At 67.8% G+C, this 26,237-nt stretch carries 21 protein-coding genes; 5 read left to right on the top strand and 16 right to left on the bottom strand.

Translation table 11 applies throughout. From position 1 onward, the window contains the following. Positions 1-42: 42 nt before the first annotated feature. From FIU66_RS04570 to dusB, 7 genes are all read right to left on the bottom strand, one after another. Positions 43-1,671: a TrkH family potassium uptake protein gene (locus FIU66_RS04570; RefSeq protein WP_167621604.1), complete on the bottom strand. Its 1,629-nt coding sequence runs from the start codon at positions 1,669-1,671 to the stop codon at positions 43-45. A 6-nt stretch (positions 1,672-1,677) separates the two neighbouring features. Continuing rightward, positions 1,678-3,054, bottom strand: a complete 1,377-nt coding sequence (gene trkA / locus FIU66_RS04565) for a Trk system potassium transporter TrkA (protein WP_167621603.1) — start codon at positions 3,052-3,054, stop codon at positions 1,678-1,680. Positions 3,055-3,151: 97 nt separating this feature from the next. Further along, positions 3,152-4,543: a sigma-54 dependent transcriptional regulator gene (locus FIU66_RS04560; protein ID WP_167621602.1), complete on the bottom strand. Its 1,392-nt coding sequence runs from the start codon at positions 4,541-4,543 to the stop codon at positions 3,152-3,154. Continuing rightward, positions 4,540-6,804: an ATP-binding protein gene (locus tag FIU66_RS04555; RefSeq protein WP_167621601.1), complete on the bottom strand. Its 2,265-nt coding sequence runs from the start codon at positions 6,802-6,804 to the stop codon at positions 4,540-4,542. Before FIU66_RS04555 ends, FIU66_RS04560 begins: the two co-directional genes overlap by 4 nt. 72 nt (positions 6,805-6,876) lie before the next feature. After that, positions 6,877-8,325 carry a sigma-54 dependent transcriptional regulator gene (locus FIU66_RS04550; RefSeq protein WP_167621600.1) on the bottom strand — a complete coding sequence of 483 codons (1,449 nt, stop codon included), beginning with the start codon at positions 8,323-8,325 and terminating at the stop codon, positions 6,877-6,879. An 11-nt stretch (positions 8,326-8,336) separates the two neighbouring features. Then, positions 8,337-9,455: a nitrogen regulation protein NR(II) gene (locus FIU66_RS04545; RefSeq protein WP_167621599.1), complete on the bottom strand. Its 1,119-nt coding sequence runs from the start codon at positions 9,453-9,455 to the stop codon at positions 8,337-8,339. Next, positions 9,452-10,450: a tRNA dihydrouridine synthase DusB gene (dusB, locus tag FIU66_RS04540; RefSeq protein WP_167621598.1), complete on the bottom strand. Its 999-nt coding sequence runs from the start codon at positions 10,448-10,450 to the stop codon at positions 9,452-9,454. The genes FIU66_RS04545 and dusB overlap by 4 nt, the downstream gene beginning before the upstream one ends. Positions 10,451-10,678: 228 nt before the next feature. On the opposite strand from dusB, the gene FIU66_RS04535 reads away from it, so the two are divergent. From FIU66_RS04535 to FIU66_RS04520, 4 genes are all read left to right on the top strand, one after another. Beyond that, positions 10,679-12,061, top strand: a complete 1,383-nt coding sequence (locus FIU66_RS04535; RefSeq protein WP_167621597.1) for an L-serine ammonia-lyase — start codon at positions 10,679-10,681, stop codon at positions 12,059-12,061. A gap of 106 nt (positions 12,062-12,167) precedes the next feature. Next, a complete protein-coding gene (locus FIU66_RS04530) occupies positions 12,168-13,091 on the top strand; it encodes a COG3650 family protein (RefSeq protein ID WP_167620774.1) in 924 nt (307 codons plus the stop codon). Between the two features lie 116 nt (positions 13,092-13,207). Continuing rightward, the gene (locus FIU66_RS04525) at positions 13,208-15,394 is read left to right on the top strand and encodes a YjbH domain-containing protein (protein WP_167621596.1); all 2,187 of its coding nucleotides are present in this window, start codon (positions 13,208-13,210) and stop codon (positions 15,392-15,394) included. Beyond that, complete coding sequence (locus tag FIU66_RS04520) at positions 15,391-16,038, top strand: YjbF family lipoprotein (protein WP_167621595.1); 648 nt, start codon at positions 15,391-15,393, stop codon at positions 16,036-16,038. The genes FIU66_RS04525 and FIU66_RS04520 overlap by 4 nt, the downstream gene beginning before the upstream one ends. A gap of 30 nt (positions 16,039-16,068) precedes the next feature. Here the strand turns inward: FIU66_RS04520 and FIU66_RS04515 are convergent, their stop codons facing one another. The 8 genes from FIU66_RS04515 to FIU66_RS04480 form a co-directional block, all read right to left on the bottom strand. Then, the gene (locus FIU66_RS04515) at positions 16,069-17,541 is read right to left on the bottom strand and encodes a mannitol dehydrogenase family protein (protein ID WP_167621594.1); all 1,473 of its coding nucleotides are present in this window, start codon (positions 17,539-17,541) and stop codon (positions 16,069-16,071) included. Between the two features lie 30 nt (positions 17,542-17,571). Further along, the gene (locus tag FIU66_RS04510; protein ID WP_167621593.1) at positions 17,572-18,345 is read right to left on the bottom strand and encodes an L-iditol 2-dehydrogenase; all 774 of its coding nucleotides are present in this window, start codon (positions 18,343-18,345) and stop codon (positions 17,572-17,574) included. After that, entirely contained in the window at positions 18,345-19,346 is a 1,002-nt protein-coding gene (locus FIU66_RS04505; RefSeq protein ID WP_167621592.1) for an ABC transporter ATP-binding protein, read from the bottom strand. The genes FIU66_RS04510 and FIU66_RS04505 overlap by 1 nt, the downstream gene beginning before the upstream one ends. A gap of 11 nt (positions 19,347-19,357) precedes the next feature. Then, complete coding sequence (locus FIU66_RS04500) at positions 19,358-20,182, bottom strand: carbohydrate ABC transporter permease (protein WP_167621591.1); 825 nt, start codon at positions 20,180-20,182, stop codon at positions 19,358-19,360. Positions 20,183-20,192: 10 nt separating this feature from the next. Then, entirely contained in the window at positions 20,193-21,062 is an 870-nt protein-coding gene (locus tag FIU66_RS04495) for a carbohydrate ABC transporter permease (RefSeq protein WP_167621590.1), read from the bottom strand. 96 nt (positions 21,063-21,158) lie between these two features. Continuing rightward, positions 21,159-22,481, bottom strand: coding sequence for a sugar ABC transporter substrate-binding protein (locus FIU66_RS04490; RefSeq protein WP_167621589.1), 1,323 nt, complete (start codon positions 22,479-22,481; stop codon positions 21,159-21,161). Between the two features lie 140 nt (positions 22,482-22,621). Beyond that, positions 22,622-23,581 carry a sugar-binding transcriptional regulator gene (locus FIU66_RS04485; protein ID WP_167621588.1) on the bottom strand — a complete coding sequence of 320 codons (960 nt, stop codon included), beginning with the start codon at positions 23,579-23,581 and terminating at the stop codon, positions 22,622-22,624. Next, positions 23,578-24,252: an HAD family phosphatase gene (locus FIU66_RS04480; protein ID WP_167621587.1), complete on the bottom strand. Its 675-nt coding sequence runs from the start codon at positions 24,250-24,252 to the stop codon at positions 23,578-23,580. The genes FIU66_RS04485 and FIU66_RS04480 overlap by 4 nt, the downstream gene beginning before the upstream one ends. Before the next feature lie 137 nt (positions 24,253-24,389). Here FIU66_RS04480 and FIU66_RS04475 point away from each other — a divergent pair, with 137 nt between their 5' ends. Beyond that, positions 24,390-25,607: a glycosyltransferase gene (locus FIU66_RS04475; protein WP_167621586.1), complete on the top strand. Its 1,218-nt coding sequence runs from the start codon at positions 24,390-24,392 to the stop codon at positions 25,605-25,607. Here the strand turns inward: FIU66_RS04475 and FIU66_RS04470 are convergent. Continuing rightward, positions 25,576-26,187 carry a DUF2585 family protein gene (locus tag FIU66_RS04470; RefSeq protein ID WP_167621585.1) on the bottom strand — a complete coding sequence of 204 codons (612 nt, stop codon included), beginning with the start codon at positions 26,185-26,187 and terminating at the stop codon, positions 25,576-25,578. The genes FIU66_RS04475 and FIU66_RS04470 overlap by 32 nt on opposite strands. Between the last annotated feature and the right edge of the window lie 50 nt (positions 26,188-26,237).

Genomic DNA, 26,237 nt, shown 5'->3' with positions numbered 1-26,237 from the left:
ACCGACCGCTTGCAAGCAGGTCGGACACGAAACCGTTACGGCCTAACGGCGCCAGAACTGGGGCGAGAACAGCGCCAGAACAGCCAGCGTTTCCATCCGCCCCACGATCATCGCCCCCGCCAGCACCGCCTTGGTGAAGACGGGCAACCCCGACCACCCTTCCCAGGGCGCCGAGGCGATGCCCGCCGTGCCTTCGAATGCAGGCGTCAGCGGGATGGCCGCGGCCAGGGGGCCGGTGTTGGTCAGCGCGGCGATCGACAGGATCGTGGCTGTCTCGATCTCGATCCGCTGGATCGACACAAGCGCCACCACGACGGCAATGGATGTCGCGAACAGCATGAAGAAGATGAAGGCCAGGTAAGCCCCCTCGCGGCGCAGGCGCCGGGCGATCTGGCCGCCGCCCGCGACGGAATTGGGATGCACGATCCGCTCCATCTCCCGCTGGCCGTGGCGGGCCAGCGCATAGACGCGCAGCAGCTTGACCCCGCCCGCCGTGGTCGCGACCCCGCCCCCCATCATCGCCAGCCCCGCCAGGATCAGGCCGGGCGAGGTCAGCCCCGACCAGGCCCGCGCGCCCTGCCAGTCGATCGAGGTCCAGCCGGTCGTGGTCAGATAGCTGAGGCCGTTGAACAGCCCGCCCCAGAAGGCCGCAAGCCCGCTTTCCAGGTCATACACCATCTCGGACGTTCCGGCGGGTGCCTGCGTCGCATCGATCGCGCCCAGGAAATGGCGCGTGAACAGGGACAGCGCGACCAGCGAGACGAAGGCGCAGGCCATCTTCAGCTCGGGATCGTCGGCCAGGCGATCGCTGGCCCGCAACTCGCCCCCGCCTGGCCAGAAGCGGCGGGACAGCGCCGGGATCAGGAACAGGAACACGGCCATTTCCCCCGGCAGCCCCGAACTGCCGCCGACGGGGCCAAGGACCGGAGAAATGCCACTGGTGGACAGCGTGCCCATCGACCGGCACAGCGCGATCAGCGCCGGATCCCCCAGCAGAAGCAGGATCAGCCACAGGGCAAGCGTCAGCCCCGCATAGACAGGAAACACCGCCACCGCCGACCGCATCAGCCGGTAATGCGGATGGGTCAGGACGGTCCGGAAGGCCGGGCCGGACAGATGCGGGTTGCGGTCCAGCGGATCGGCCGAGCGGGGCAGCCGTTCGTGATATTCCCGCCGCCCATAGGGCTGGGCCATGATCTCGAACCCGCCGATATGCAGGGGCGCCAGGATCGCGGTCGCGGCGACCAGGATGAACAGCCCGCCCATCCAGCCCGCCATCGCCCGCCACAGATGCAGGGGCATCGGCAGCAGATCGGCCGAGTAGAGCGAGGCCCCGGTCGTCGTCAGGGCCGAGGTCATTTCCCACCAGGCATGGAACAGGCCGGTGTCGGGCATGGCCTCGGCAAAGGGCAGCGCCATGACCAGGGGCATTCCGGCATAGACGGCCAGCATGGTCAGCAGCGCGTCGCGCGGCCGGGCCTGGCGCGGGTTGGCTGCCGTGGCAAGGCCGATCAGCCCCGCCACAACCAGCACCAGAAGGCCCGAATACAGGAAGATCCGCGCCAGTTCGTCATTGTTGGTGACCGAGGCATAGGCCGCGGGAACCATCATCGACAGCCCGGTCAGGGCGGCGACAAGAACGAACAGCGGCAGGCGCAGAAGGCCGGTCATCGCGCGTCAGAAGAAGTCGATCGAGACCTGCAGAAGCCGCTCGACCTCTGGCACGTCCTTGGTCAGGGCGAACATCAGGATCACGTCGCCTTCCTCGATCCGCGTGTCGGGGACGGGCTTCACGATCCGGTCACCCTTCTGCACGGCGCCGATCAGCACGCCTTCCGGAAACTCGATATCGCGGATCGTGCGTCCCGAGATGGGCGAGGTGGACAGCGCCTGCGCCTCGATCACCTCGGCCTCGGCGTCGCCGATGGAATAGATGTCGCGCACCCGACCGTGGCGGATATGGCGCAGGATCGTGGACACGGTGGTGGCGCGCGGGTTGATATAGGCGTCGATGTCCAGCACCTCCATCAGGGGCACCATCGTCGGGTCGTTGATCAGCGCGATGGCCAGCTTGGCCCCGGCCTGCTTGGCGCGCACGGATGCCAGGATGTTCGTCTTGTCGTCGTCCGTCACGGCCAGGACCGCGTCGGCACTGGGCACCGCCGCTTCCTCCAGCAGTTCGGCGGACAAGCCGTCGCCGTTCAGCACGATGGTGCGTTCAAGACGGTCGGCCGCGAACTCGGCGCGGCTGCGGTCGCGTTCGATCAGCTTGGCGCGGATGCGATCGGGGCGGGCTTCAAGTGCCTGGGCCACGGCAAGGCCCACGTTGCCCGCGCCGATGATGGCAATGCGTTCCTGCTTCAAGGGCGGCTTGCCGAAGATTTCCAGCGTGCGGCCCACATCCTCGCGGTAGCTGAAGACATAGATCTGGTCATGCGCGAACAACTGGTCGCCCGGTTCCGGCGCGAAAAGCCGCCCCTGGCGGCGCACGCCCACGACGATGGCGCGCAGGGTCGAGAACAGTTCGCTCAACTGGCGCAGGGGCGTGTTCAGCGCCGGGCAGTCCTCCTCCAGCACGATGCCCAGAAGCTGCACCTTGCCGCCCATGAAGGTTTCGACGTCAAAGGTGGACGGCGCGGACAGCCGTTGCAGGGCGGCATTCGCGACTTCTCGTTCGGGGCTGATGACCACGTCGATGGGCAGGTGCGACGTGGTGTAGAGATCGGAATAGATCGCATCCAGATATGCGTTGCTGCGCAGCCGGGCGATCTTGCGCGGCACCTGGAAGATCGAATGGGCCACCTGGCAGGTGACCATGTTCACCTCGTCCGAATGGGTGGCGGCGATGATCAGGTCGGCATCGCGCGCGCCCGCTTGGTCCAGCACGTCAGGGTGGCTGGCAAAGCCCGTGACGCCCTGCACGTCCAGGGCGTCGGTCGCGCGGCGGATCAGTTCGGCATTGTTGTCGATGACGGTGACATCGTTGCGTTCGCCCGACAGGTGCCGGGCGATCTGCCAGCCGACCTGGCCCGCGCCGCAGATGATGATCTTCATGCCCGTTCCCCTGCTGCCCGCAGATTGCGCGTCACGCCCTGCCTATGACGACGGGACGCATCGCGCAACTGCCCGCGATGGGCCGGGGCCGCGGTGGTCACTTGCCCATCAGGAACTCGTCCTCGGCCCGCATCCCGCCGACCACGCCCAAGGATTTCAGCTTGCGATGCAGGGCGCTGCGCTCCATCCCCACGAATTGCGCGGTGCGGCTGATATTGCCGCCGAAGCGGTTGATCTGGGCCACCAGGTATTCGCGTTCGAACATCTCGCGCGCTTCGCGCAGGGCCATGGCTGTGATCTGCGGTCCCAGGGACAGGGCGTCGCTGTTGTCGGGTGTGGCCCCCTGCGGCTCAAGCTCGGCCGGCTGGATCGGGCCGCTGCTTTCGGCAAGGATCAGCACCCGCTCGATGACGTTGCGCAGCTGGCGGATGTTGCCGGGCCACCGCATGGATTGCAGCGCGGCAATCGTTTCCTCGGGCAGTTCGCGCGGGTGCAGGCCCTGGGTCCGGTGAAACTGGTCGATGAAATGGCGGCCCAGCAGGGCGATGTCGTCGCGCCGTTCGATCAGCGAGGGCACCGCCACCGGCACCACGTTCAGCCGGTCGTAAAGCTCTTGCCGGAACCGGCCGGCCGCGATCTCTGCCGGCAGGTCGCGGTTGGTCGAGGAGATGACCCGCAAATCCACCCGCACCCGGTCCGCGCCCCCTGCCCGCACGAACTGCTGTTCGGTCAGCACGCGCAGGATCTTGGGCTGGGTGCCCATCGGCATGTCGCCCACCTCGTCGAAGTAGATCACCCCGCCATGGGCCTGTTCCAGAAGCCCCGGCTCGATCCCGCGTTCGGGCGTTTCGCGGCCGAACAGGACTTCCTCCATCCGCTCGGGCTCGATGGTGGCGCAGGGGACGGTGACGAAGGGCGCCGATGCACGGGGGCTGTGGGCATGGATATAGCGGGCGGCCATCTCCTTGCCGGTCCCCGGTTCGCCCGCCAGCATCACGCGCCCGTTGGACTTCGCCACCTTGTCCAGGTTGTCGCGCAGCCGCTTGAAGGCGACCGAATGGCCCAGCATCTCGGTCGCGCGATCGGATCCCCGCCGCAGGGTGCTGTTCTCGCGGCGCAGGCGGCTGGTTTCCATGGCGCGGTTCACCACCACCATCAGCTGGTCGATGTTGAACGGCTTCTCGATGAAGTCATAGGCGCCCTGCTTGATCGCCGCGACCGCGATCTCGATGTTGCCATGGCCCGAGATGATGATGACCGGCACATCGGGGTTGTTGCGCTTGACCTGCTTGAGGATGTCGATCCCGTCCATCCGGCTGTCCTTCAGCCAGATGTCCAGGACCATCAGCGAAGGCGGGCGTTCGTTCAGCGCCGCCAGCGCCTCGTCCGAGTTCGCGGCAAGGCGCGTCTCGAACCCCTCGTCCTTCAGGATATCCGCGACCAGTTCGCGGATATCGCGTTCGTCGTCAACGATCAGGATATCGCTCATATCGGTGCTGCCTCATCTTCTTTTGTTTTGGTCTTGCGTTGCGCGCCGCGCACGGGATGGCGTTCCCGCGGCAGGCGGATCTCGGCCAGGGCGCCCTGCCCGCCGGGGCCGTCCGACAGCGACAGGCTGCCGCCATGCTCCTCGACGATCTTCTTGACGATGGGCAGGCCCAGGCCCGTGCCGCTGGCCTTCATGGTCACGTAGGGCTCGAACAGGCGCGACCGGTCGGCGGGCAGGCCGGGACCGTTGTCGGCGATCTGGATCGTGACCGCGTCATGATCCGCCCGCAGCGTCACGGCGACCCTGGGATGCCACCCGGGGGGCGGGTTTTCGGCACGTTCGTCAACGGCTTCGCCCGCGTTCTTCACCAGGTTCGTGAAGGCCTGCCGCAGCATCCCGGCGTCGCAGTCGACGATCACTGGACCGTCGGGAATGTCGGTTGCAAGGGCGCCTTTAAGCGCGTCCTGCTGCAACAGCGCGACCTCTCGCAGCAGGGCGGCAAGGTCGGTTTCGGCCCGGTCGGGTTCGGGCATCCGGGCAAATCGGCTGAATTCGTCCACGATGCGGCGCAGGTCGCCAGTCTGGCGGATGATCACGTCAGTATACTGGTCCAAGGAGGCCTTGTCCTCGGGCGTGGCCAGCTTGCCGAACTTGCGGCGCAGGCGTTCGGCGGACAGCTGGATTGGTGTCAGTGGGTTCTTGATCTCGTGCGCGACACGGCGGGCGACGTCGCCCCAGGCGGCCATGCGCTGCGCGGTGACAAGCTCGGTCACGTCGTCGAAGGCCACCACATAGCCTTCCAGGTCGCCGTCGGTGCCGCGCCGGACCGCCATGCGCACCAGCAGGCTTTCGACGCGACCCTCACGCATCAGCCGCACCTCGTCCTGCACGGTTTCCGCGACCGAGGACGACAGCCGGTCGAACAGCGCGGCAAATTCCGGCACCGCCTCGAACAGCAGCGCGTCGATGTCGCGCTTGGGGTCCAGCCCCAGCAGGCGGCTGGCGGATCGGTTGACGAAATCTATTTCCCCCGCCGCGTCCAGGCCGATGACGCCTGACGTGACCGATGACAGGACATTGTCGAACAGGCGCCGCTGTTCGTCGCTGACGCGGTAGCTGTCGACCAATTCCTCGCGCTGCGCCTTCAACTGGCGGGTCATGCGGTTGAAGGACTGGCCCAGGGTCTGGATCTCGTCCCCCGTGTCGGGTTCGGGCACCTGCACATCCAGATCGCCGTGGCCCACCTGCTCGCTGGCCTGCGCCAGAAGCCCGATGGGCCGCGACAGGCGCGAGGCGAACCACAGCCCCAGCAGCACCGCGGCCGCGACCAGCAGCAGCGCGAAGGCCAGATAGACCAGCGAAAACTCGAACAGCACCTGGCTGCGGGTTTGTTCAAGCTGGCGATAGCTGCCGACGGTCGCGCGCGTATCGTCCACCAGCCCCAGAAGGTCGCCGTCCACGTCGCGCGTGACGTAAAGATAGCGGTCGGCCAGCGGCGGCAGGGCCACAAGAGCGCGGAACTCGTTGTTCTGCCAATCCTGGATCAGCACCACGCCTTCGGCCTGGGCGCGGTCCAGATCGCCGCTGGAGGGGGCCTCGTACCAGAACAGGTAGGACCGTTCGCCCCTGGCGCGGATCTCTCCGTTCCCGTTGATGATATAAGCTTCGCGCAGGCCCCGCTGGATCAGCGCCTGTCCCTGCCCCAGCAGCAGGCGCAACTCGCCGTCCTCGATCAGGGGGTTGGCGCGGCCCGCCTGGGTCAGGACGCTGGCAAGGGCCAGCGCATCCTCGGTCAGGTCGCTGCGATGTTCTTCCTGATAAGCCTCGGCGGCGGCCTGGGACGTGGTCACGACCTGCTGCACCCGCCCCGAGAACCAGCCCTCCAGCCCGATATTGACCAGGAAGCCCGCGAACAGCGCCACAAGCACCGTGGGCACAAGGGCCAGACCGGCAAAGACCAGCACCAGACGCGCATGAAGCCGGGATCCGGCAGCGGTCTTTCGGCGTGCCGTGATCAGCCGGGCCATGCGCAGCACGATGATTCCGATCAGCAGGATCAGATAGGCCAGATCCAGCAGCAGGATCAGCCGCAGCATCCGGCTTTCGGCGCCCTGCGCCAGCGGCCCGAGGACGGTCGTCGTCGCGATGGCCAGCAGGACGCCCACCAGCAGAACGCCAGCGGCCATGGCGCCGCGCCAATGACGCGGCAGTCCGACCTTAGCGAGCATTTCCCAGCTCAACCCTGAAGCGGCACCTGCCATTGCCCCCGCCTGCCGTCTGACGCGGCTTTCTGTTGCAGCGCCGATACGCTGGCGCCGCCCCCTGTGGCGGTTTTACATCAGTTTGCGGCGCCGTGTCACCTCGATATTCAGTTCGGTCAGCTTCTTGCGCAGGGTATTGCGGTTTATTCCCAACAGGTCGGCGCATCTCAGCTGGTTGCCCCCTGTGGCGTCCAGGGCCACCTGCAGCAGGGGCCGCTCGATTTCTCGCAGGATGCGGTCGTAAAGGCCCGGCGGAGGCAGGCTGTCGCCATGCAGGTCGAAATAGCGTTGCAGATGCGCCTCGACCGAATCCGACAAGGGGCCGTTGCCGCTGCCCAGGGAAAAACCGGGCGCAGGGCTGTCCGTCTGGACGGGCGCGACCGGCATGGCGACGGCCACGGGGGTCACACGGGCGCTGCCCTGCTGGCTCAGCGCCTCGCGCATCTCGGGCGCGGTGATGGCCGATCCGCTGGCGATCAGGGCCAGGCGGCGCATCATGTTCTCAAGCTCGCGGACGTTGCCGGGAAAGGCGTGGGCCCGCAAAAGGCCGGCCGCGTCATCGCCCAGCGTCCGGTCGGGCAGGCCCTGCGTCGCCGCGCGGGCCAACAGGTGATTGGCCAGGGGCAGGATGTCGTCCACGCGCGCGCGCAGCGGCGGCACCGTGACCGTCACCCCCGCAAGCCGGTAATACAGGTCCGACCGCAGCCGCCCCGCCGCCACGTCGGCCTGGGGATCGGGACCGGTGGTCGCCACGATGCGCGGGGCCATCGCCCGGTCCGGGCCGCTTTCCAGCGATTCGATCAGCCCGATCAGCCGGGCCTGGGCGGCGGGATCGAAGCCTGCCGGGTTTTCGATGATGATCGTGCCGCTGCGGGCCTTGTCGGCGGCGCGGGTGATCGCCTCCTCGGTCGCGTCGGCCGAGGTCAGGATCGCAAGCCCCTGGTCGCGCCGGTCAGACAGGTCGTGGAAGGACCGCGCGATGGTGGTCTTGCCCACGCCCGGCTCGCCCGCGATCAGCACGGGAAGGTCGGCGTTGAGGATGCGCGCGACCATGCGGAACAGCGCCTGCATCGCGGGGGCGTGGCCGATCAGCGGCATGGCCGGATCGGCGGCCGGACGCGGGGCCAGGGCTTCCGGGATGGGGTCCGACTTGCGGGGCCGGCGCGACAGGGCCTGGTTGGCCTTGGACATCAGGTCAGGCAGGTCGAAGGGCTTGGGCAGATATTCGAAGGCATCTGCCTCGGTCGCGCGGATCGCGGTGACGATGGTGTTCTGGGCCGAGATCACGATCACCGGCAGGTCGGGCCGCACCTCGCGGATGGCGGGGATCCGGTCGATGCCGTTGCCGTCGGGCATCATCACGTCGGTGATGACCAGATCGCCCCGGCCTTCCTCGACCCATTTCGACAGTTGCGCCAGGCTGCCCGTGGCATGGACCCGGCAGCCGGCGCGGGTCAGCGCCTGTGTCAGCACCGTCCGGATGGTGCGGTCGTCGTCGGCGATCAGAACGGTTCCGTCCATGGCGCGGGTCCTTATGCCTTGGGCAATGAAATGCGAAAAACGGTGCGGCCGGGGCGCGAATCCACGCGGATCAACGCGCCGTGGTCGGTGATGATCTTGCTGACAAGCGCCAGCCCCAGCCCGGTGCCGTTCTCGCGTCCCGACACGAATGGCTCGAACACCTGGTCGGCAATGGCGGGGGGCAGTCCGGGGCCGTTGTCCTCGATCTCGATCTGCAGGGGCAGCGGACGGCCGGTCGGGTCGGTGTCGTCGGGCGGCAGGCGCAGGGTATGGTCATAAAAGCTGCGCAGCCGGATCACCGGGCGCGCGGTATCCTTCAGCGCCTGCGCGGCATTGCGGACCAGGTTCAGGCAGACCTGGGTCAACTGGTCCGCATCCGCAAGCGCATCAGGCAGCGAGGGGTCGTATTCCGCCGCGATCGCGATCTTCTGGGCAAAACCCACGGCGGCCGAGCGACGCACCTTTTCCAGCACGTCATGGACGTTGATCGCCCGCAGGTTCGGGGCCGAGGTGTCGCCGAAGCGTTCCACCTGTTCCAGCAGCGACACGATGCGCCGGGATTCGCTGACGATCATTTCGGCCATCTCGCGATCCTCGCGGGATGCATTCATGCCGATCAGCTGCGCCGCGCCGCGAATGCCCGCCAGGGGGTTCTTGATCTCGTGCGCCAGCATCTCGGCCATGCCAATGGCGCTGCGGGCGGCGGTGCGGACCGCGCGGCTTTGCGATTGCAGCGCGCCTTCGTCCTGCGGGACCAGCAGCAGCGAGACCGCGCCGCCGATCGCCTCGGCCGGGCCGGCATGGACCGCGGCGTGGCGGTCCTGGTGGCCACCGGCGCGGTCGCCGATCTCGAAGCAGACATTGGGCTGATACAGCGCCTCGTCCCCGCGCAGCACACGGCGGATCAGCGGCGTCAGCGGGGGCTGGATGCGCAGCCGGGTCCGCATCTCGTCCCCGTCAAGCTGGCGCCCCAGGGTCGAGTTGCGCGACATGTTCAGCCAAACCTCGGCCGCGTCGTTCATCGCGGCGACCCGGCCCTGGTCGTCCAGCACAAGGGCCGGCAAGGGCAGCGTATCCCAGCCCGGCCCCGGCTGCACCTGGTCGAAGCCAGCCGGGCCTGGGCGCGTCATGCAGCCACCCGAGCATCGCCGAAGGCTTGCCGGATCAGCGCCAGCGTCGCCGCCGGGCTGTCGGCGCGCAGCATCTGGTCGCGCAAGGGCGCGCCGTTCGCGTCCGCATACCAGCCCAGGTGCTTGCGCGCCACGCGCAGGCCCAGGTCGGTGCCATAGAAGTCCAGGATATCCTCGTAATGTTCCGCCACCGCATCGGCCAGGGCATCCCCACGCGGCAGGTCGGGCGCGGGGCTGCCCACCAGGTCATGCGCGATCTGCGCCAGCCGCCAGGGCGCGCCCTGCGCGCCCCGCCCCACCATCACCGCATCCGCGCCCGAAGCCGCAAGCGCCGCACGGGCCGAGGCCGCGTCCACCACATCGCCATTGGCGACCAGCGGCGGGCGGCCCGGCAGGTTCGCCACCGCGCGGATGCGCGACCAATCCGCCTGTCCCTTGTAGAACTGCGCCCGCGTGCGGCCATGCACGGTCAGCATCCGGACGCCCGCGTCGGACGCCCGCCGCGCCAGGTCCGGCGCGTTCAGGCAATCGTCGTCCCAGCCCAGCCGCATCTTCAGCGTGACCGGCACGGACACGGCACCCACGACCGCATCCACCAGCGTCAGCGCATGGTCCAGGTCGCGCATCAGCGCCGCGCCGGACAGCCCGCCCGTGACCTTCTTGGCCGGGCAGCCCATGTTGATGTCGATGATCCGCGCGCCCATCCCTTCGACGATGCGGGCGGTTTCGGCCATCGCGCCGGCCTCGCGCCCCGCGATCTGCACGCTGACGGGCAGCGCGCCCTCGGTCAGGGCCTTGGCGCGGACGGCGGCGCGGGTGGACGGGCGGGGCGTCACCATCTCGGTCGAGGCGACCATCTCGCTGACCATCAGGCCCGCGCCGTATCGCGCAACGGCGCGGCGAAACGGCAGATCGGTGATTCCCGCCATCGGTGCAAGAAACACCGGCGGGCCAAGCCGCGTGTCGCCAAGAATGATAGGGTCGCCCAGTTGCATATCCTGTTCCTTCGCCCTGCCTGCCGCGGCCCGCAAGATCGCGTCACGGACACCCGGTGCCGCTTTTTCGACCATCTGCCAGAATGCCTAATTTGCGGGCATCATGCCCATGCCGTAAGCATAGCCTGAGCGGCACCGATGTCGCTAACATCCTGCCCAACTGTCGCAATCGGAATGGTCTTCAGCCGGTCAGATGCTTAGATGAGGGTCAAAATGCAAGGGGGACGCATGTTCCTGTCGGTTTTCGACCTGTTCAAGGTGGGCGTCGGCCCGTCGTCGTCCCATACGATGGGGCCCATGGTCGCGGGGGCGCGGTTCCTGGACGAATTGCGCCAGCAGCCCTTCCGGGCCCATGGGCTGCGTGCCAGCCTGCACGGCAGCCTTGCCTTTACCGGCAAGGGCCATGCGACCGACCGCGCGACCATCCTGGGCCTGGCGGGCTTTGTCCCCGCGACACTGGACATGGAGGCTGCGGAAGCCGCGCTTGCCCGCAACCGCGACAGCAAGCTGCTGTCGCCGGAAGGCTTGGGCGACCTGGCCTTCGACCCCGACCGCGACCTGCGCTTCGACTATGACAATCCCCTGCCCGGCCATGCCAACGGCATGACACTGTCGGCCACCGACGCGCAGGGCGACGTGATCTTCCACCGCATCTATTATTCCATCGGCGGCGGCTTCGTGCTGACGGATGGGGAATTGGCGAGCAAGGGCAACGACCAGCGCAGCGACAATGCGCCCGCCGTGCCCTATCCCTTTGCAAGCGCGGCCGAGATGCTGGAGATGGCCCGGTCATCCGGCAAGTCCATCGCCCGGATGAAGCACGACAACGAACGCGTCTATCGCTCGGACGCCGAGATCCGCCAGGGGCTGATGCGGATCTGGCAGGTGATGCGCGACTGCATGGACCGGGGGCTGACCACCGACGGCATCCTGCCCGGCGGGCTGTCGGTCAAGCGCCGCGCCAAGGCCATCCACGAAAAGCTGCTGGCCGAACGCGGCATGAACCTGACCGCGCCCCATGTCATCAACGACTGGATGTCCACCTATGCCATGGCCGTGAACGAGGAAAACGCGGCAGGCGGTCAGGTCGTCACCGCGCCCACCAACGGCGCGGCGGGAACGGTGCCCGCCGTGATCCGCTATTGGCTGGACCACGTTCCCGGCGCGTCGGAAAGGGACATCCCTGAATTCCTCCTGACCGCTGCGGCCATCGGCGGCCTGGTCAAGCACAATGCCTCCATCTCGGGCGCCGAGGCCGGGTGCCAGGCCGAGGTCGGCAGCGCATCCGCGATGGCGGCTGCGGGGCTGGCCGCCGTGCTGGGCGGGACGCCCGAACAGGTGGAAAACGCGGCGGAAATCGCTTTGGAACATCACCTGGGCATGACCTGCGACCCGGTGCGCGGCTTGGTTCAGGTGCCCTGCATCGAGCGCAACGGCCTGGGCGCGATCAAGGCCGTCAGCGCGGCCAGCCTGTCGCTCCGCGGCGATGGTACCCATTTCGTGCCCCTGGACGCCGCGATCGAGACGATGCGCCAGACCGGCCGCGACATGTCGGACAAGTATAAGGAAACATCGCTGGGGGGGCTGGCGGTCAACGTGCCGAATTGTTGATCGGGCCAGGCGGCGGGCTGTCGCCGCAGCCGGGCCTTGTCTGCTTGTGCGCGCGCCCGGCGGTTGCTAACGCTGGCGTGACAGTGATCCCAAAGAAGGCTGACCGATGACACCGCGTCTTGCACTCATCGCGCTGATGACCCTGCCGCTTGCCGCCTGCGAAGGCGTCAATCTTCCCACCATCGGCGGCGCCGAGCCCGAGGTTCAGGGCCACCAGGGTCCTCCGGGCGTGTCGCCGCTGGAGCAGCCGATCGAAACCGGGGCCGAGGCGCGGCCTGTGTCCACGGCCGAGGCAGCCACCTACAACACCGCGGCCTTCAGCGCGCGCGGCAACGAGCCCTTCTGGGCCGTCGACGTCGCCGGCAGCACCGCGATCTACAAGACCCCGGACAACCAGAACGGCCGCCCGATCCGCGTGAACCGCCTGAACTTCGCGCAGGGCGTCGAATATGTGGGCGTGCATTCCGGCCGTCCCTTCGTGCTGAACATCCGCGCCGCCGCCTGCCAGGATAGCATGTCGGGCGACAGGTTCCCCTTCACCGCGCGCCTGACCGTGTCGGGCCGGACCGAGGCCGGTTGCGCGGGCCCCGCCGCGGCCGAGGTGGCCCAGGCCGTCGCCGCGACCCGCGCCCCGGCCCCGGCAGCGCCGCGTACAGCCCCGGTCGCCAGCCGTCCCGCCGCCGCACGCCCTGCGCCGGCCCCTGCGGCCACGCCAGCCGCGACCGAGGCCGAACCGGCAGAAACGCCGGCAGCGACCCCCGCGCAAACGCCCGCAGCCACCCCGGCGCCGGCCGCGCCTGCGCCTGCGCCTGCGCCTGCGCCTGCGCCTGCGGCGGCGACCCCGGCGGCACCCGCGGCCACCGCTCCGGCGTCCGAGGGCACGGCAAACCTGCCCCCCGCCCCCGAGGCGGATGCAGCGCCCGCAGACCCGGCACCGGCCGCGACCACCGCGCCGCGCCTGCCCGCTGCCCCTGCCGCGACCCCGGAAGCGCCCGCCGGCGAACCGGCTGCCACCCCGCCCGCGGAATGACGGCCTGACCGTCCTGCGGCATCCATGACGCATCTGGCCCGCCATGATGCGCCGACGGGATGCCAGCAGGGCGGTTTGCCCTTATGATCCGGTCCATGTTGAACGAGGACAAGCCGATGCGCCGATCCCCCATCCTGAGACGCCTGCTGGCGACGACCCTGCCCGCCGCAATGGTGCTGGGATCGGTCAGCACAACCGCCATCGCCGAGCCGATGTACGGCCGCACCATGTCCACCTATGGCCTGCCCGGCGGCATCGACACGCCCACGGCCGAAACGCTGCCAGACGGCACGCTGGGGGCGACGGTTTCCTGGTCGGACTACGGGCGGCGGTCCAGCGTCCTGTTCCAGGCGCTGCCGGGACTGACCACGGTCTTGCGCTATTCGCGGGTCGAGGGGATCAACGACGGGCGCGGCGACGACTATATCTCGGACCGTTCGCTGGACCTGCGCTATCAGGTGCTGGACGAACAGGGCTGGCGCCCCGCCGTCGCGATAGGCTTGCAGGACTTCCTGGGCACTGGCGTCTATTCGGGCGAATACATCGTCGCGACCAAGTCGGTCACCCCGGCCATCCGCGTCTCGGCGGGCCTGGGCTGGGGCGTTCTGGCGGGCAAGTCGCGCACGATCGATTCAGGCGACGAAGGTGGCACGCCGAATGTCGATGACTGGTTCCGCGGCGGCGCACGACCCTTTGCATCGGTCAGCTGGCAGGTCAACGACCGCCTCAGCCTGGTGGCCGAATATTCCAACAACGACTATGTCACCAGATACAGCGACGGCCAGGTGGCCCAGCAGGGCAACGAGCCCGGCAACGGCCTGAACTTGGGCGCCTATTACAGCTTTGGCGACAGCTACCAGGTCGGCCTTTATTCCATCGGCGGAGAAACCTTCGGCGCGCAGTTCTCGGTCGCGCTGAACCCGCGCCAGGCGCCCTATCCGTCAGGGCTGGAAAAGGCGCCCGCCCCGGTCCGGCCGCGCCCCGCGCCCCAGGCCGATCCCGACGGATGGTCGGGTGTCTGGTCGCAGGATCCGACGGCGCAGCCCGCGATCCAGACCGCGCTTGGCGATGCGATGGCCAAGGAAGGCCAGATCCTGGAAAGCATGGCTCTTGGCCCCAACCGGGCCGAGGTCCGCCTGCGCAACCAGCGTTACATCAACCAGGCCGAGGCGATCGGGCGCACCGCGCGCCTGATGACCCGCGCCCTGCCCCCCTCGGTCGAGACCTTCGTCATCACCTCGACCGCGGACGGGGTGCCGACGTCCTCCGTCACCGTGCGGCGGTCCGACATCGAGCGGCTGGAGAATACCGAGGCCGGGCAGATCGCCGCCGCCTCGGCCCTGTCCGATGCCCCGGCGGGTGCACCGGGTCTGGTGCGCAGCGAAGGCGTCTATCCCCGCTTCCGCTGGGCCATCAAGCCTTATCTGGACCTGGGGATCTTCAGCGCCGAGGATGGCCTGACCCACGAGGTCGGCGCCGAAGCCCGCGCAAGCTACGAGATCATGCCCGGCCTGATCCTGACCGGCGCCCTGCGCCAGCGGGCCTTTGGCGACATCTATCAGCGTGGCCCGGGCAAGGGCCGCAACGACGGCAGCTTCTACGGTGTCGATGAATACCTGAACAACCCCGAGCTTGAGACGACACCCGAAGGCGTGCCGCGGGTGCGTTCGGACACGCGGATGTACACGGGCAACAAAAGCCCGGTGATCCCGGAACTGACGCTGGCCTGGTATGCCAAGCCCACGCCGACCGTCTATACCCGCGTGACCGCCGGCCTGCTGGAACGCGCCTATGGCGGCGTCTCGACCGAGGTTCTTTGGAAGCCCGCGAATTCCCCGCTGGCCTTCGGCGCCGAGGTGAACCGGGTCCGCAAGCGCGACTTCGACCAGTTGTTCGATTTCCGCGACTACGAGGTCACGATGGGCCATGTCTCGGCCTATTACGAATTCACGCAGGGCTTTACCGCTCAGCTTGACGTGGGCAAGTACCTGGCGGGCGACAAGGGCGCGACGCTGACGCTGACCCGCGAATTCGCGAACGGCTGGCGGATCGGGGCCTATGCGACCAAGACGGATCTCTCGGCCGAGGAGTTCGGCGAGGGCAGCTTCGACAAGGGCGTGACCCTGTCGATCCCGCTGGGCTGGGCCTCGGGCCAGCCGTCGCGGGAACGGGTGCAGACCACGCTTCGGTCGCTGTCGCGCGACGGCGGCGCGCAGTTGAACGTGAACGGGCGCCTGTATGACCGCGTCAGGGACAGCCATTCCGTCAAACTCTATGAAGGCTGGGGGAGGTTCTGGCGATGAACGGCGCGTTGAAGATCACGCTGGCGGCGTCGCTGCTGGGCACGCTGGCAGCCTGCGGCAATGACCAGGACACGGGTGTCTTTGGCGTCCTGTCGCAGACGGCCGGGCAGGTCATGGCCGACCGCCGTGCCCCCGACCAGCCCGCCGCCCCGCCGAAATCGGCGCAGGACGCCGCGGCCGAGGCGCTGCGCGTCAACCTGGGCCCGCTGATCCAGGCGGGGTTCGAAAGCCTGGGCCGCACGCAGGTCATGGCGATGACGGGACAGAACGGCGCCATGCGCACCTACATGACGCCGGCCGAGGAGGCGCTGATCCTGCGCGGCGGGATGCTGGTGGGCACGCGTGGCCTGGGCAACGACCTGTCGGTGGCCGAGCCCGCGACCGAGGGGCTGATCCGCGCCGGCGCCGCTGGCACCGGCACCCGGATCATGCGCTATTTCGCGGGCGACGGGATCGAACGGCCGTTGCAGTTCACCTGCACCGTCGGTGCAGGCCCCGCCCCCGGCGTGACTGTGGAGAACTGCGAAGGCCACGGCACCACCTTCCAGAACAGCTACATGGTCCAGGGCGGGCAGATCGCGGTATCGCGCCAATGGATCGGGCCGGCCCTGGGATACGTCACCATCCAGACGCTGCGCCCCTGACGAAGGAACGGCCCCGCGAGGGGCCGTTTCTCATGCGGCGGCCAGGTAGTCCCGGATAGCCGCGCGCACGCCCTGGTCCTGCACGATCTTCAGCCTGCGGGCGAAGGCCTGCCGAAAGCGCGGGTTCGCGGCCAGGGGCCCGAAGACGGCTTCATTCGCCAGGAAGGCCAGCGGGTCGCGGCGCGACGCGAGGGCATAGTCGCGCAGGGCATCGCTGTTGTCGTCATTGGGGGCGATCGCATGGCCGGCCTCGTCCGTCCTTTCGCAATAGCGGCACCAGAAGGCCACCTCTTGCGCCAAACCCTCGATGTCGCGGTCGTCCTTCAGCGCGTCGGCCAGGGTCGGCAGGATGAACTTGGGCTGCCGGTTCGACCCGTCCAGGCACAGGCGCGGGATCGTGTCCCCCACCTCGGGGTTGGCAAAGCGGCTGACGATCAGGTCAAGGTAGTCGTCATAGCTAACGCCGGGGATGGGCTGCAGCGTCGGGATGATCTCTCGCATCTCCAACGCACGCAGCCAGTCCGCGACTTGCGGGTCGGCCATGGCGTCATGGACGAAATGGTGCCCCAGCAGCGCGGACGGATAGGCAATGGCCGCGTGCCCGCCGTTGAGGATCCGCAGCTTCATCAGCTCGTGGCGGCTGACATCGCTGACAAATTCAGCGCCGACCTTTTCCAGCGGCGGGCGGCCCTGGGGAAAGTGATCCTCGAGCACCCATTGGCGGAACGGCTCGCAGACGACAGGGGCGGCATCGATGATGCCGAAGCGGTCGCGGACAAGCGTGCGTTCGCGGTCGGATGTGGCGGGCGTGATGCAGTCGACCATCGAGTTCGGAAAGGCCACCTTGCGCCGGACCCAGTCGGCCAGCGACGGGTCCGACAGTTGCGCCAGTTCCGCGACGGTCCGGGCGCAGACATGGCCGTTTTCCGGAAGGTTGTCGCAGGACAGCACGGTGAAGGGCTCAAGCCCCCCGTCCCGCCGCTGCCGCAGCGCCGCCAGGATCATGCCGAAGACCGTGCGCGGCGCGTCCGGATGGGCCGCGTCATGGGCGATGTCGGGATGCGCGGCGTCAAAGCCATTGGTCTTGGCATCGACGTAATAGCCGCCCTCGGTGATGGTCAGCGACACGATGCGGATCGACCGATCGGCCATCGCCGCGATCACCGCCTGCGGATCGACCGGCACGAAATCGACCATCGACCCGATCACGCGGGCATTCAGCCCGTCCGGGTCCAGTTCGACAACCGTGGTCAGCCAGTCCTGCGCGGCCAGCCGGTCGCGCATCGCGGCATCGCCCTGCCGCACGCCTGCGCCGATCAGCGCCCAGTCATGGCCCTCGCCCGCCTCGAAAAGCTGGTCCAGATACCAGGCCATATGCGCGCGGTGAAAGTTTCCGACGCCGACATGGACGATCCCGGGGCGCAGCGCGGCGCGGTCATAGCCGGGGCGGCCCACTGCGTCCGGCAGGTGATCAAGGGCGGATGCGTTCAGTGAAACGGCCATGGCCGGAACCTTTCTTCTGGGGGACAAGCCTCAGCTCATCCAGTTGCCGCCATCGACGTTGTAGGTCTGGGCGACGATGTAGTCGGCATCACGCGAGGCGAGAAAGATCGCCATGCCGGTCAGGTCGGCGGCGGTGCCCATGCGGCCAAAGGGGACGGCGGCGCCCACTTCGCGTTTTTTCTGGCCGGGGGCCTTGTTCTCGTATTTCGCGAAGAAGGCGTCCACGCCGTCCCAGTGTTCCCCGTCCACCACGCCGGGCGCGATGGCGTTGACGTTGATGCCGTGTTCGATCAGGTTCAGTCCCGCCGATTGCGTCAGGCTGATGACGGCGGCCTTGCTGGCGCAATAGACCGCCACCAAGGCCTCGCCCCGCCGCCCCGCCTGGGACGCCATGTTGATGATCTTGCCGCCCTGCCCGCGCGCGATCATGCCGCGCGCCACGGCCTGCATCATGAACAGCGGGCCCGAGACGTTGACCGCGAAGATGCGGTCGTAATCGGCGCGGGTGATTTCCACAATGGGGGCCGCCGTGAACAAGGCGGCGTTGTTCACCAGGATGTCGATGCCGCCGAATGCGCCTTCGACCTCGGCCACGCAGGCGTCGATGCTGGCCTGGTCGGTGACGTCCAGGCGCACGGCGATGGCGCCTTCGCCAAGACCGTCTGCCGCCGTCCGCGCTGCGTCGATGTTGATGTCGCAGATCGCCACGCGGGCGCCTTCGCCCAGATAGGCGCGGGCGAATTCCAATCCGATCCCCCGTGCGGCGCCCGTGATCAGCGCGCGCTTGCCGTCCAACCGTCGCATCAGATGCGGTCTCCGTTCTTGTCGAAGCGATGGATTTTCCCCTCGTACGGGGTCAGCCAGACGGTGTCGCCGTGGTGAAGATCGACCTCGCCGGTGGACCGCACGGTGATGGTTTCGGCCAGGCCGGTGTCCTCGACATAGAAGAAGCTGTCCGATCCCAGGTGTTCGCTGACGCCGACGCGCCCCTTCCACTTTCCTTCGGTGGCCGAGATGCGGATATGTTCCGGCCGGACGCCAATGGTCTGCGCGCCGTATTCGGCCGCCGCCGCACCCCCGAACAGGTTCATGCGCGGACTGCCGATGAAGCCTGCCACGAAGACATTGCGGGGGCTGTGATACAGATCCAGCGGCGACCCGACCTGCTCGATCCGGCCCGCCTGCAGCACCACGATCTTGTCGGCCATGGTCATGGCCTCGACCTGGTCGTGGGTGACATAGATCATCGTGGTCTTCAGCCGGTTGTGCAGTTCGCTGATTTCAAGCCGCATCCCCACCCGCAGCGCGGCGTCCAGGTTCGACAGCGGCTCGTCGAACAGGAAGGCGGCCGGTTCGCGCACGATGGCGCGGCCGATGGCCACGCGCTGGCGCTGGCCGCCCGAAAGCTGGCCGGGGCGGCGGTCGAGGTAGTTGGTCAGGTTCAGCGCCTTTGCCGCCGCCTCGATCCGGCGTTCCTGTTCGGCCTTGGGCACGCCCGCCATCTTCATCGGAAAGGCGATGTTCTTTCGGACCGACATATGCGGGTAAAGCGCATAGGACTGGAACACCATCGCCAGCCCGCGCTTGGCCGGGGACGCTTCTGTCGCATCCGCCCCGTCGATCAGGATGCGCCCGTCGCTCACATCCTCCAGCCCCGCGATCAGGCGCAGCAGCGTCGACTTGCCGCAGCCCGAGGGACCCACGAAGACCACGAATTCGCCGTCGTCGATGGTCAGGTCCAGGGGCGGGATCACCTCGACCTCGCCGAACCGCTTGGCCACGCCCTGCAGGGTTATCTGTCCCATGAATGTTCCCCTTATTTCACGGCGCCGAAGGTCAGGCCCCGGACCAGTTGTTTCTGGCTGAACCAGCCCAGGACCAGGATCGGCGCGATCGCCATGACGGATGCCGCCGACAGCTTCGCCCAGAACAGCCCCTGCGGGCTGGAGAAGCTGGCGATGAAGGCCGACAGCGGCGCGGCATTGGTGGTGGTCAACTGGATGGTCCAGAAGGCCTCGTTCCAGGCCAGGATGATGTTCAGAAGCAGCGTCGAGGCGATGCCCGGGATCGCCATGGGCGTCAGCACATACAGGATCTCGTCGCGCAGGCTGGCGCCGTCCATCCGCGCGGCTTCCAGGATCTCTCCGGGGATTTCGCGGAAATAGGTGTACAGCATCCAGACCACGATCGGCAGGTTGATCAGCATCAGCAGGACCGTCAGCCCGATCCGCGTGTCCATCAGCCCCGTGCGCAGGAAGATCAGGTAGATTGGCACCAGCACGGCCACGGCGGGCATCATCTTGGTGGACAGCATCCACATCAGGATGTCCTTGGTCCGCTTCGTGGGCGAGAAGGCCATGGCCCAGGCTGCCGGGATCGCAACGATCAGCGCCAGCAACGTGGACCCCACCGCCAGGATCACCGAATTGGTGAAGGGCCGCCAGTAGTTGTTCTGGCTTTGCACCGTCTGGAAGCTTTCCAGCGTGAAGGACGGGATCAGGTCGAAGCCCGCGATGGCCTCCTGTTCCGTCTTCAGGCTGGTGATGATCGTGTAGAGGATCGGAAAGAAGATCAGCAGCGCCACGAACCAGGCGGCGACGGTCCAGCCGATGCGGGCGTTGCGGGATGTTGCGCGTGCCATGTGTTGCCCCTCAGTCCAGGTTCTTGCCGACGGCGCGCATCAGGAAGATGGCGATCAGGTTGGCCAGGATCACGGCGATGATGCCCCCCGCCGCCGCGCCGCCGATGTCGAAGTTCAGCCGGGCCGCGCGATAGATCAGGAAGGTCAGGTTGGTGGACGCAAAGCCGGGACCGCCGTTGGTCGTCACCAGGATTTCCGCATAGATGCCCAGCAGGAAGATGGTCTGGATCAGGATCACCACGGTGATCGCCCGGGCCATGTGCGGCAGCACCAGATAAAGGAACCGCGCATAGGCAGGCGCGCCGTCCATCTCGGCCGCTTCCATCTGTTCGGTGTCCAGCGATTGCAGGGATGTCAGCAGGATCAGCGTGGCGAAGGGCAGCCATTGCCAGGCCACGATCAGGGTGATCGAGAACAGTGGATACTGCGCGAACCAGTCCACGGGGCTGGCGCCAAAGAATTGCGCCACGTCCGCCAGCACGCCGTATGACGGGTGCATGATCATGTTCTTCCAGATCAGCGCGGCGACCGGCGGCATCACGAAGAAGGGGCTGATGACCAGGATCCGAACGATCCCCTGTCCCCAGATTGGCTTGTCGATCAGCAAGGCGATCGCGATGCCGCCGACGACCGTGATGAACAGCACCCCCAGCACCAGGGCCAGCGTGTTCCAGATCGCCTCGACGAAGGCGGGATCGGTGTAGAAATACTGGTAATTGAACCACCCCGCCCAACTGGTCATGCCGGGGTTCAGCAGGTTGTAGTTCAGGAAGGAATAATACAGCGTCATGCACAGCGGCACGATCATCCAGATCAGCAGAAGGATGATCGCGGGCGCCCGCATCAGCCGGGCAAGCCCTTGGGTCTGGCGTGTGGCCATGGCGGAAAGCTCCCTTGTCGGCCGGGCATGTGCGCCCCGAAGGGGCACCGCCCGGAGGAGGGCCGGACGGTGCCTGACAGGTGACGGTGGAACTCGTTACTTGATGTAACCGGCGCGGGTCATCTCGCGCGTGGTATTGGCCTGGGCGGCTGCAAGGGCGTCTTCAGCCGACATCTGCCCGGCAAGCGCCGCCGAGAACTGCTGGCCGACCGCCGTGCCGATGCCCTGGAACTCGGGGATCGCGACGAACTGGCCGCCCGTGTAGGGGATGTCCTGCACGGATGCCTTTTGCGTGTCCGCCGCATTGATCGCCGTCAGCGTCATCGCGGCAAAGGGCGCCTCGGCCTGATAGTCGGCATTCTCGTAAAGCGAGGTCCGCGTGCCCGGAGGTGCGGCGCGCCAGCCCTCTTTTTCGGCCACCAGCTCGGTATAACCCTTTGAGGTCGCCCAGGCGATAAAGGTCTTGGCCGCGTCCTGCGCGTCCGAGGATGCCGGGATGGCCAGGCTCCAGGCCCAAAGCCAGTTGCCGTGGTTGTCCACGCCTTCCTTGTTGGGGAACTGGGCAAAGCCCACGCTGTCTGCCACGGTCGAATCCTCGGGGTCGGTCACGAAGCTGGCGGCGACGGTGGCGTCGATCCAGATGCCGCACTTGCCCTGCTGGAACAGCGACAGGTTCTCGTTGAAGCCGTTGGACGACGCTCCGGGCGGGCCGTATTCGTTCATCATCGTCAGGTAGTCGGTCAGCGTGGCCTTCCACTCCTCGCTGTCGAACTGGGGCTGCCAGTCGGTGTCGAACCAGCGTGCGCCATAGCTGTTGGCCATCGCGGTCAGGAAGGCCATGTTCTCTCCCCAGCCGGGCTTTCCGCGCAGGCAGATGCCGTATTGCTCGGCCGACTTGTCCGTCATCGCCTGGGCGGCATTCATGATGTCGGTCCAGGTCGGTTCCTCGGGGATCGTCACGCCCGCGGCTTCGGCCAGGTCGGTGCGATACATCACCATCGCCGATTCGGCGTAGAAGGGCGCGGCGTAAAGCTGGCCGTCGACCGACAGCGCGTCGCGGACCGCCGGGATCAGGTCGTCGGCATCGTAGTCCGCGCCCAGGTCCAGCGGCACCAGCCAGTTCTGCTTGGCCCAGATCGGAACCTCGTAGGTGCCGATCGTCAGGATGTCGTATTGGCCGCCCTGAGTGGCGATGTCGGTCGTCACGCGTTCGCGCAGGATGTTTTCCTCGAGCGTGACCCACTCGACGTTGATGCCCGGATTGGCGGCGGTGAATTCGTTGGTCAGGCCCTGCATCCGGATCATGTCGCCGTTGTTCACGGTCGCGATCGTGAGGGTGACGTTGTCCTGCGCTGCCGCGATGCCGGCAGATGCGCACAAGGCCGTCGCGCCCATCAAGGCGCGGAAAGTGATGGTCATGCTATCCTCCCCATGTCGTTTGGGCATTTGCCAAACCGACGGGCAAATATTCACAAAGGCCGCAGATTCTGTCAATCGCCAAAATTGCATGGCGAAACCGCCGCCTGATGGCGGGGGATCAAAGACAAGATGTCCCGGGATCAGTCGGCCAGCAGCCGTTCCGCTGTCGCCTCGGAGGTGACAAGCCCGTTCACCAGCCGGCCCACAAGCGCCGCCCTGATGGCGGGCACCTTTGCCTCACCTGTCGCGACGGCAATCACCGGGCGCTGCGAGGCGCGCGGCAGCGGGGCCGAGGCGACGCGGGCGTTGAAGGCGCAGTCGATGACCTGGCCGCCGCGGTCGTAAACCCAACTGGTGATCTCACCCACCGCGCCCAGGGCGGCCAGTTCGTCCATCTCGGCCCTGCTGACGAAACCGTCCACGAACAGGGGCGCGCTGCGGTCCATCTGGCCGATGCCGACCAGCGACAGATCGGCCTGCTTGGACAGGCGGATGGTGTTGCGCACGGCATCCTGGCCGCGCATCGCCGCCAGTTCGGCCGGATCGCGCGCCAGCACCGGCAGGGGATAGGGGTAATGCGGCGCCCCGATCCGTTCGGCCAGGCTGATCGTGGCGTTATAGGGCGAGGCCGAGCCGTCCTGCATCATGTTTCCCAGCCGGGACACCACCACGTGCTGCGGGCAGGCCATGCGTGGCAGTTGTTCCACCGTGGCTTTCAGCGCCCGGCCTGTGCCCAGGCTGACAACCCGCCGTTCGGGCGATTTCAGCACCCGTTCCAGTTCCACCGCGGCGGCGATCGCAATGCCGGTCAGCAGGTCGGGGGCATCGGGGTCCGATGGCACGACCTCGCAGGATGCCAGCCCGAAACGATCCGCCAAGGCCTCGGCCAGATCCATGCAGCGCGCGATGGGATGATCGACGCGCACCTTGATCAGCTTCTCGCTGACCGCCATCGCGACCAGGCGCTGCGCGGATTGGCGGCTGACGCCCAGCTTGCGCGCGATCTCGTCCTGGGTGTTGCCTGCGACATAATAAAGCCAGCCGGCCCGCGCCGCATCGTCCAGGCGCACCGCCTCGGGGCTGAATCTGCCGGCGTTCACGGGGTCGACGCTCCTTCCTGTAGGCTTGCCAACAGTTGGGAGAATTCGTCCCAATTGTCAAAGGACCGCAGGCCCGGCGGCAAGGCCATCGGCTCGGCCCCGCGCAGATGGGCGCCGCCGGCGTAATGCAGGACCGCCATTCCGGCGGCAAGACCTGCGGCAATGCCGGGGGCGCTGTCCTCGACCACAAGTGTCCCTTCCGGTGCCGCGCCCATGCGTTGGGCGGCAAACAGGAACAGGTCGGGCGCGGGCTTGCCGCGGCTGACCTGACTGGCGGTGAAGACGCGGCCTGCGAACCGTCCGGCCAGGCCCAGGACCTCCAGCGTATGCGCGACCCGCTGCGGGCTGGAGGATGTGGCGATGCAGGCCGGAATCCGCAGGCCGTCCAGGATCGCCCGGACCCCGGGCGTCGGAAGCAGTTCCGTGGTAAAGCGGTCCAGCAGGCGCGCGCGGTAATCTGCCTCGAAGCTGTCGGGCAAGGGGCGGCCATGCGCCTGGCGAATCGTCTGCGCGACGGTGGGAAAGCTGCGGCCCAGGAAGTCGCGGCGCACGTCTGCGGGCGTCACGGCAATGCCCAGGGCCGCCAACTGGTCGATCAGCACGGATGCCGACAGGACCTCGCTGTCGGCGATCACGCCGTCGCAATCGAAGATGATCAGTCCGATGCCCATCGCCCTGCCCCCTGCGACGCCCCCCTGCGACGCCCCCTGCGACAGGGCTTGCGATAGCACAAGCAGCGGGCCGCGCGAACCCCGTGCAACGGGCCGTCAATTGTGTCACGAATGCCCTGCCCCAACCGATGGATCCCATGCGCGCCGTCCTGATCACCCCGCCCCTTCACAGCCACCTGCGCGCCTTCGAGGCGCTGGCCCAGGAACTGACGCGACGCGGGCACGAGGCGATCTTCGTGACCGAACCGGGCATCGTCCTGCAGGGCGGCGCGGCCCAGGTCACCCTGCCCGGCCCCGCTGCCCGCCCCCAGCCCCGCCGCCTGCTGCCCGAGATCCTGGCAGGCGCGCGCCGCACCGACCGGCTGTACCGTGACGGCCTGTCGGTGATCCGCAACCTGGCCCCTGACCTGCTGCTGGGCGACCAGATGGAGCCTGCCTCGGGCCTTCTGGCGCGGGCGGCGGGCGTGCCGCTGGTTTCGGTCGCCTGCGCGGTGCCGATGGATCCTGAACCCGGCATCCCCCTGCCCTTCCTGGGCTGGCCTCATGATCCCACCGCCGATGGCCTGCGCCGCAATCTGGGGGGCGAACGGGTGGCCGACCTGCTGATGACGCCGCAAACGCGGGTGATCCGCCGCTGGGCGCAGGCTTGGGCCTTGGGCGATCTTGGGCGGCTGCAGGACTGCCTGTCGCCTGACCTGGCGCTGTCGCAGATGGCGCCGGGGTTCGATTATCCGCGCCCGGCAAACGGGGGCCACATCGCGGCTGTCGGACCCTTCCGCAAGGGGCAGGTGGCACAGGATTTCCCCGACGACATCCGTCCCGATCCGCAGCGGCCCTTTGTCTATGCCTCGCTGGGGACGTTGCAGGGGCATCGCGCGCGGCTGCTTGCGCGCATCGCGCGGGCCTGTCGGCAGGCGGGGGCGCAGGTCCTGGTGTCGCACGCGGGATCGCTGACCGAGGATCAAGCCAGCGCCATTCCCGCCGACTGGGTGCGATCCTTCGTGCCCCAGCAGGCGGTGCTTGAACGCGCGGATCTGTGCGTGACCCATGCGGGGCTGAACACGACGCTGGAATGCCTTGCCGCGGGGGTGCCGATGCTGGCCATTCCGCTGACGCATGACCAGCCGGGGGTGGCCGCGCGGATCGAACGGTGCGGCGCAGGGCTGCGGCTGCAGCCCTGGCAGCGCGGCACAGGGCGGATCGCGCAAGCGGTGCGCGACCTGCTGTCCGATCCCGCCTTCAGGCAAGCGGCAGCCCGGTTCGCGGCCCAATCCCCGGGATGGCAGGGGGCGGCAGGCGCGATCGACCGGGTCGAGGCGATGATCAGGACGTCAGCACGCGCCAGAGCCCGATGACATAGCCGTCGCCCACCCACAGGGTCAACAGCAGCTCCACCGCGACGGCGATGGCCGCAACGACCCAGCCCGCAAGGGGCAGCGCCAAGGCCGCTCCGAAAACCGCGGCGGCCGTGTCGCTGAAGGAATTGACGATGCTGTCGCCGTGATAGGCCAGCGGATCGCCCGAGGAATAGCCGAACATGTCGATGGTGACGGGCAGGTTCTCGGCGATTTCCCAGACAGTGCCGCTGACGACGACCGCCGCCATGATGGTCCACAGCGGCCAGTCGGGCCGCTTCCAGAAAACCAGCTTGGCCAGCACCGCGCCAAAGACCAGGTGCAACAGGCTGTAGGGGTCCAGCACCGTCTGCGAATTCAGGCCCGCCTGGTCCGGCATGGCCCAGATCTGCCCGCAATCGCAGTTCAGCGGCCGCCCGAGGATCAGCAGCATCACCAGCTTGCCCAGCAGCGCCAGCACGATCAGTGCGACGGCTTGTCGCCCCCTGCCGTAAGGCCGCGGCAATTTGCTTGCATCCAGCGTCAGACTGGCGGATCGTTCGTCCGAAATCAGCGGGGCCGGGCGGTTTTCATCTGTCATCTCCTCCAAGGTAAAGACGCAGCCCGCCAAGACAAGGGGCCACAAGATAC

It is taken from the genome of Paracoccus sp. AK26 (assembly GCF_011801365.1).
Classification (GTDB): Bacteria; Pseudomonadota; Alphaproteobacteria; order Rhodobacterales; family Rhodobacteraceae; genus Paracoccus; species Paracoccus aerius.
This window is presented reverse-complemented; position numbering and strand designations above follow the sequence as displayed.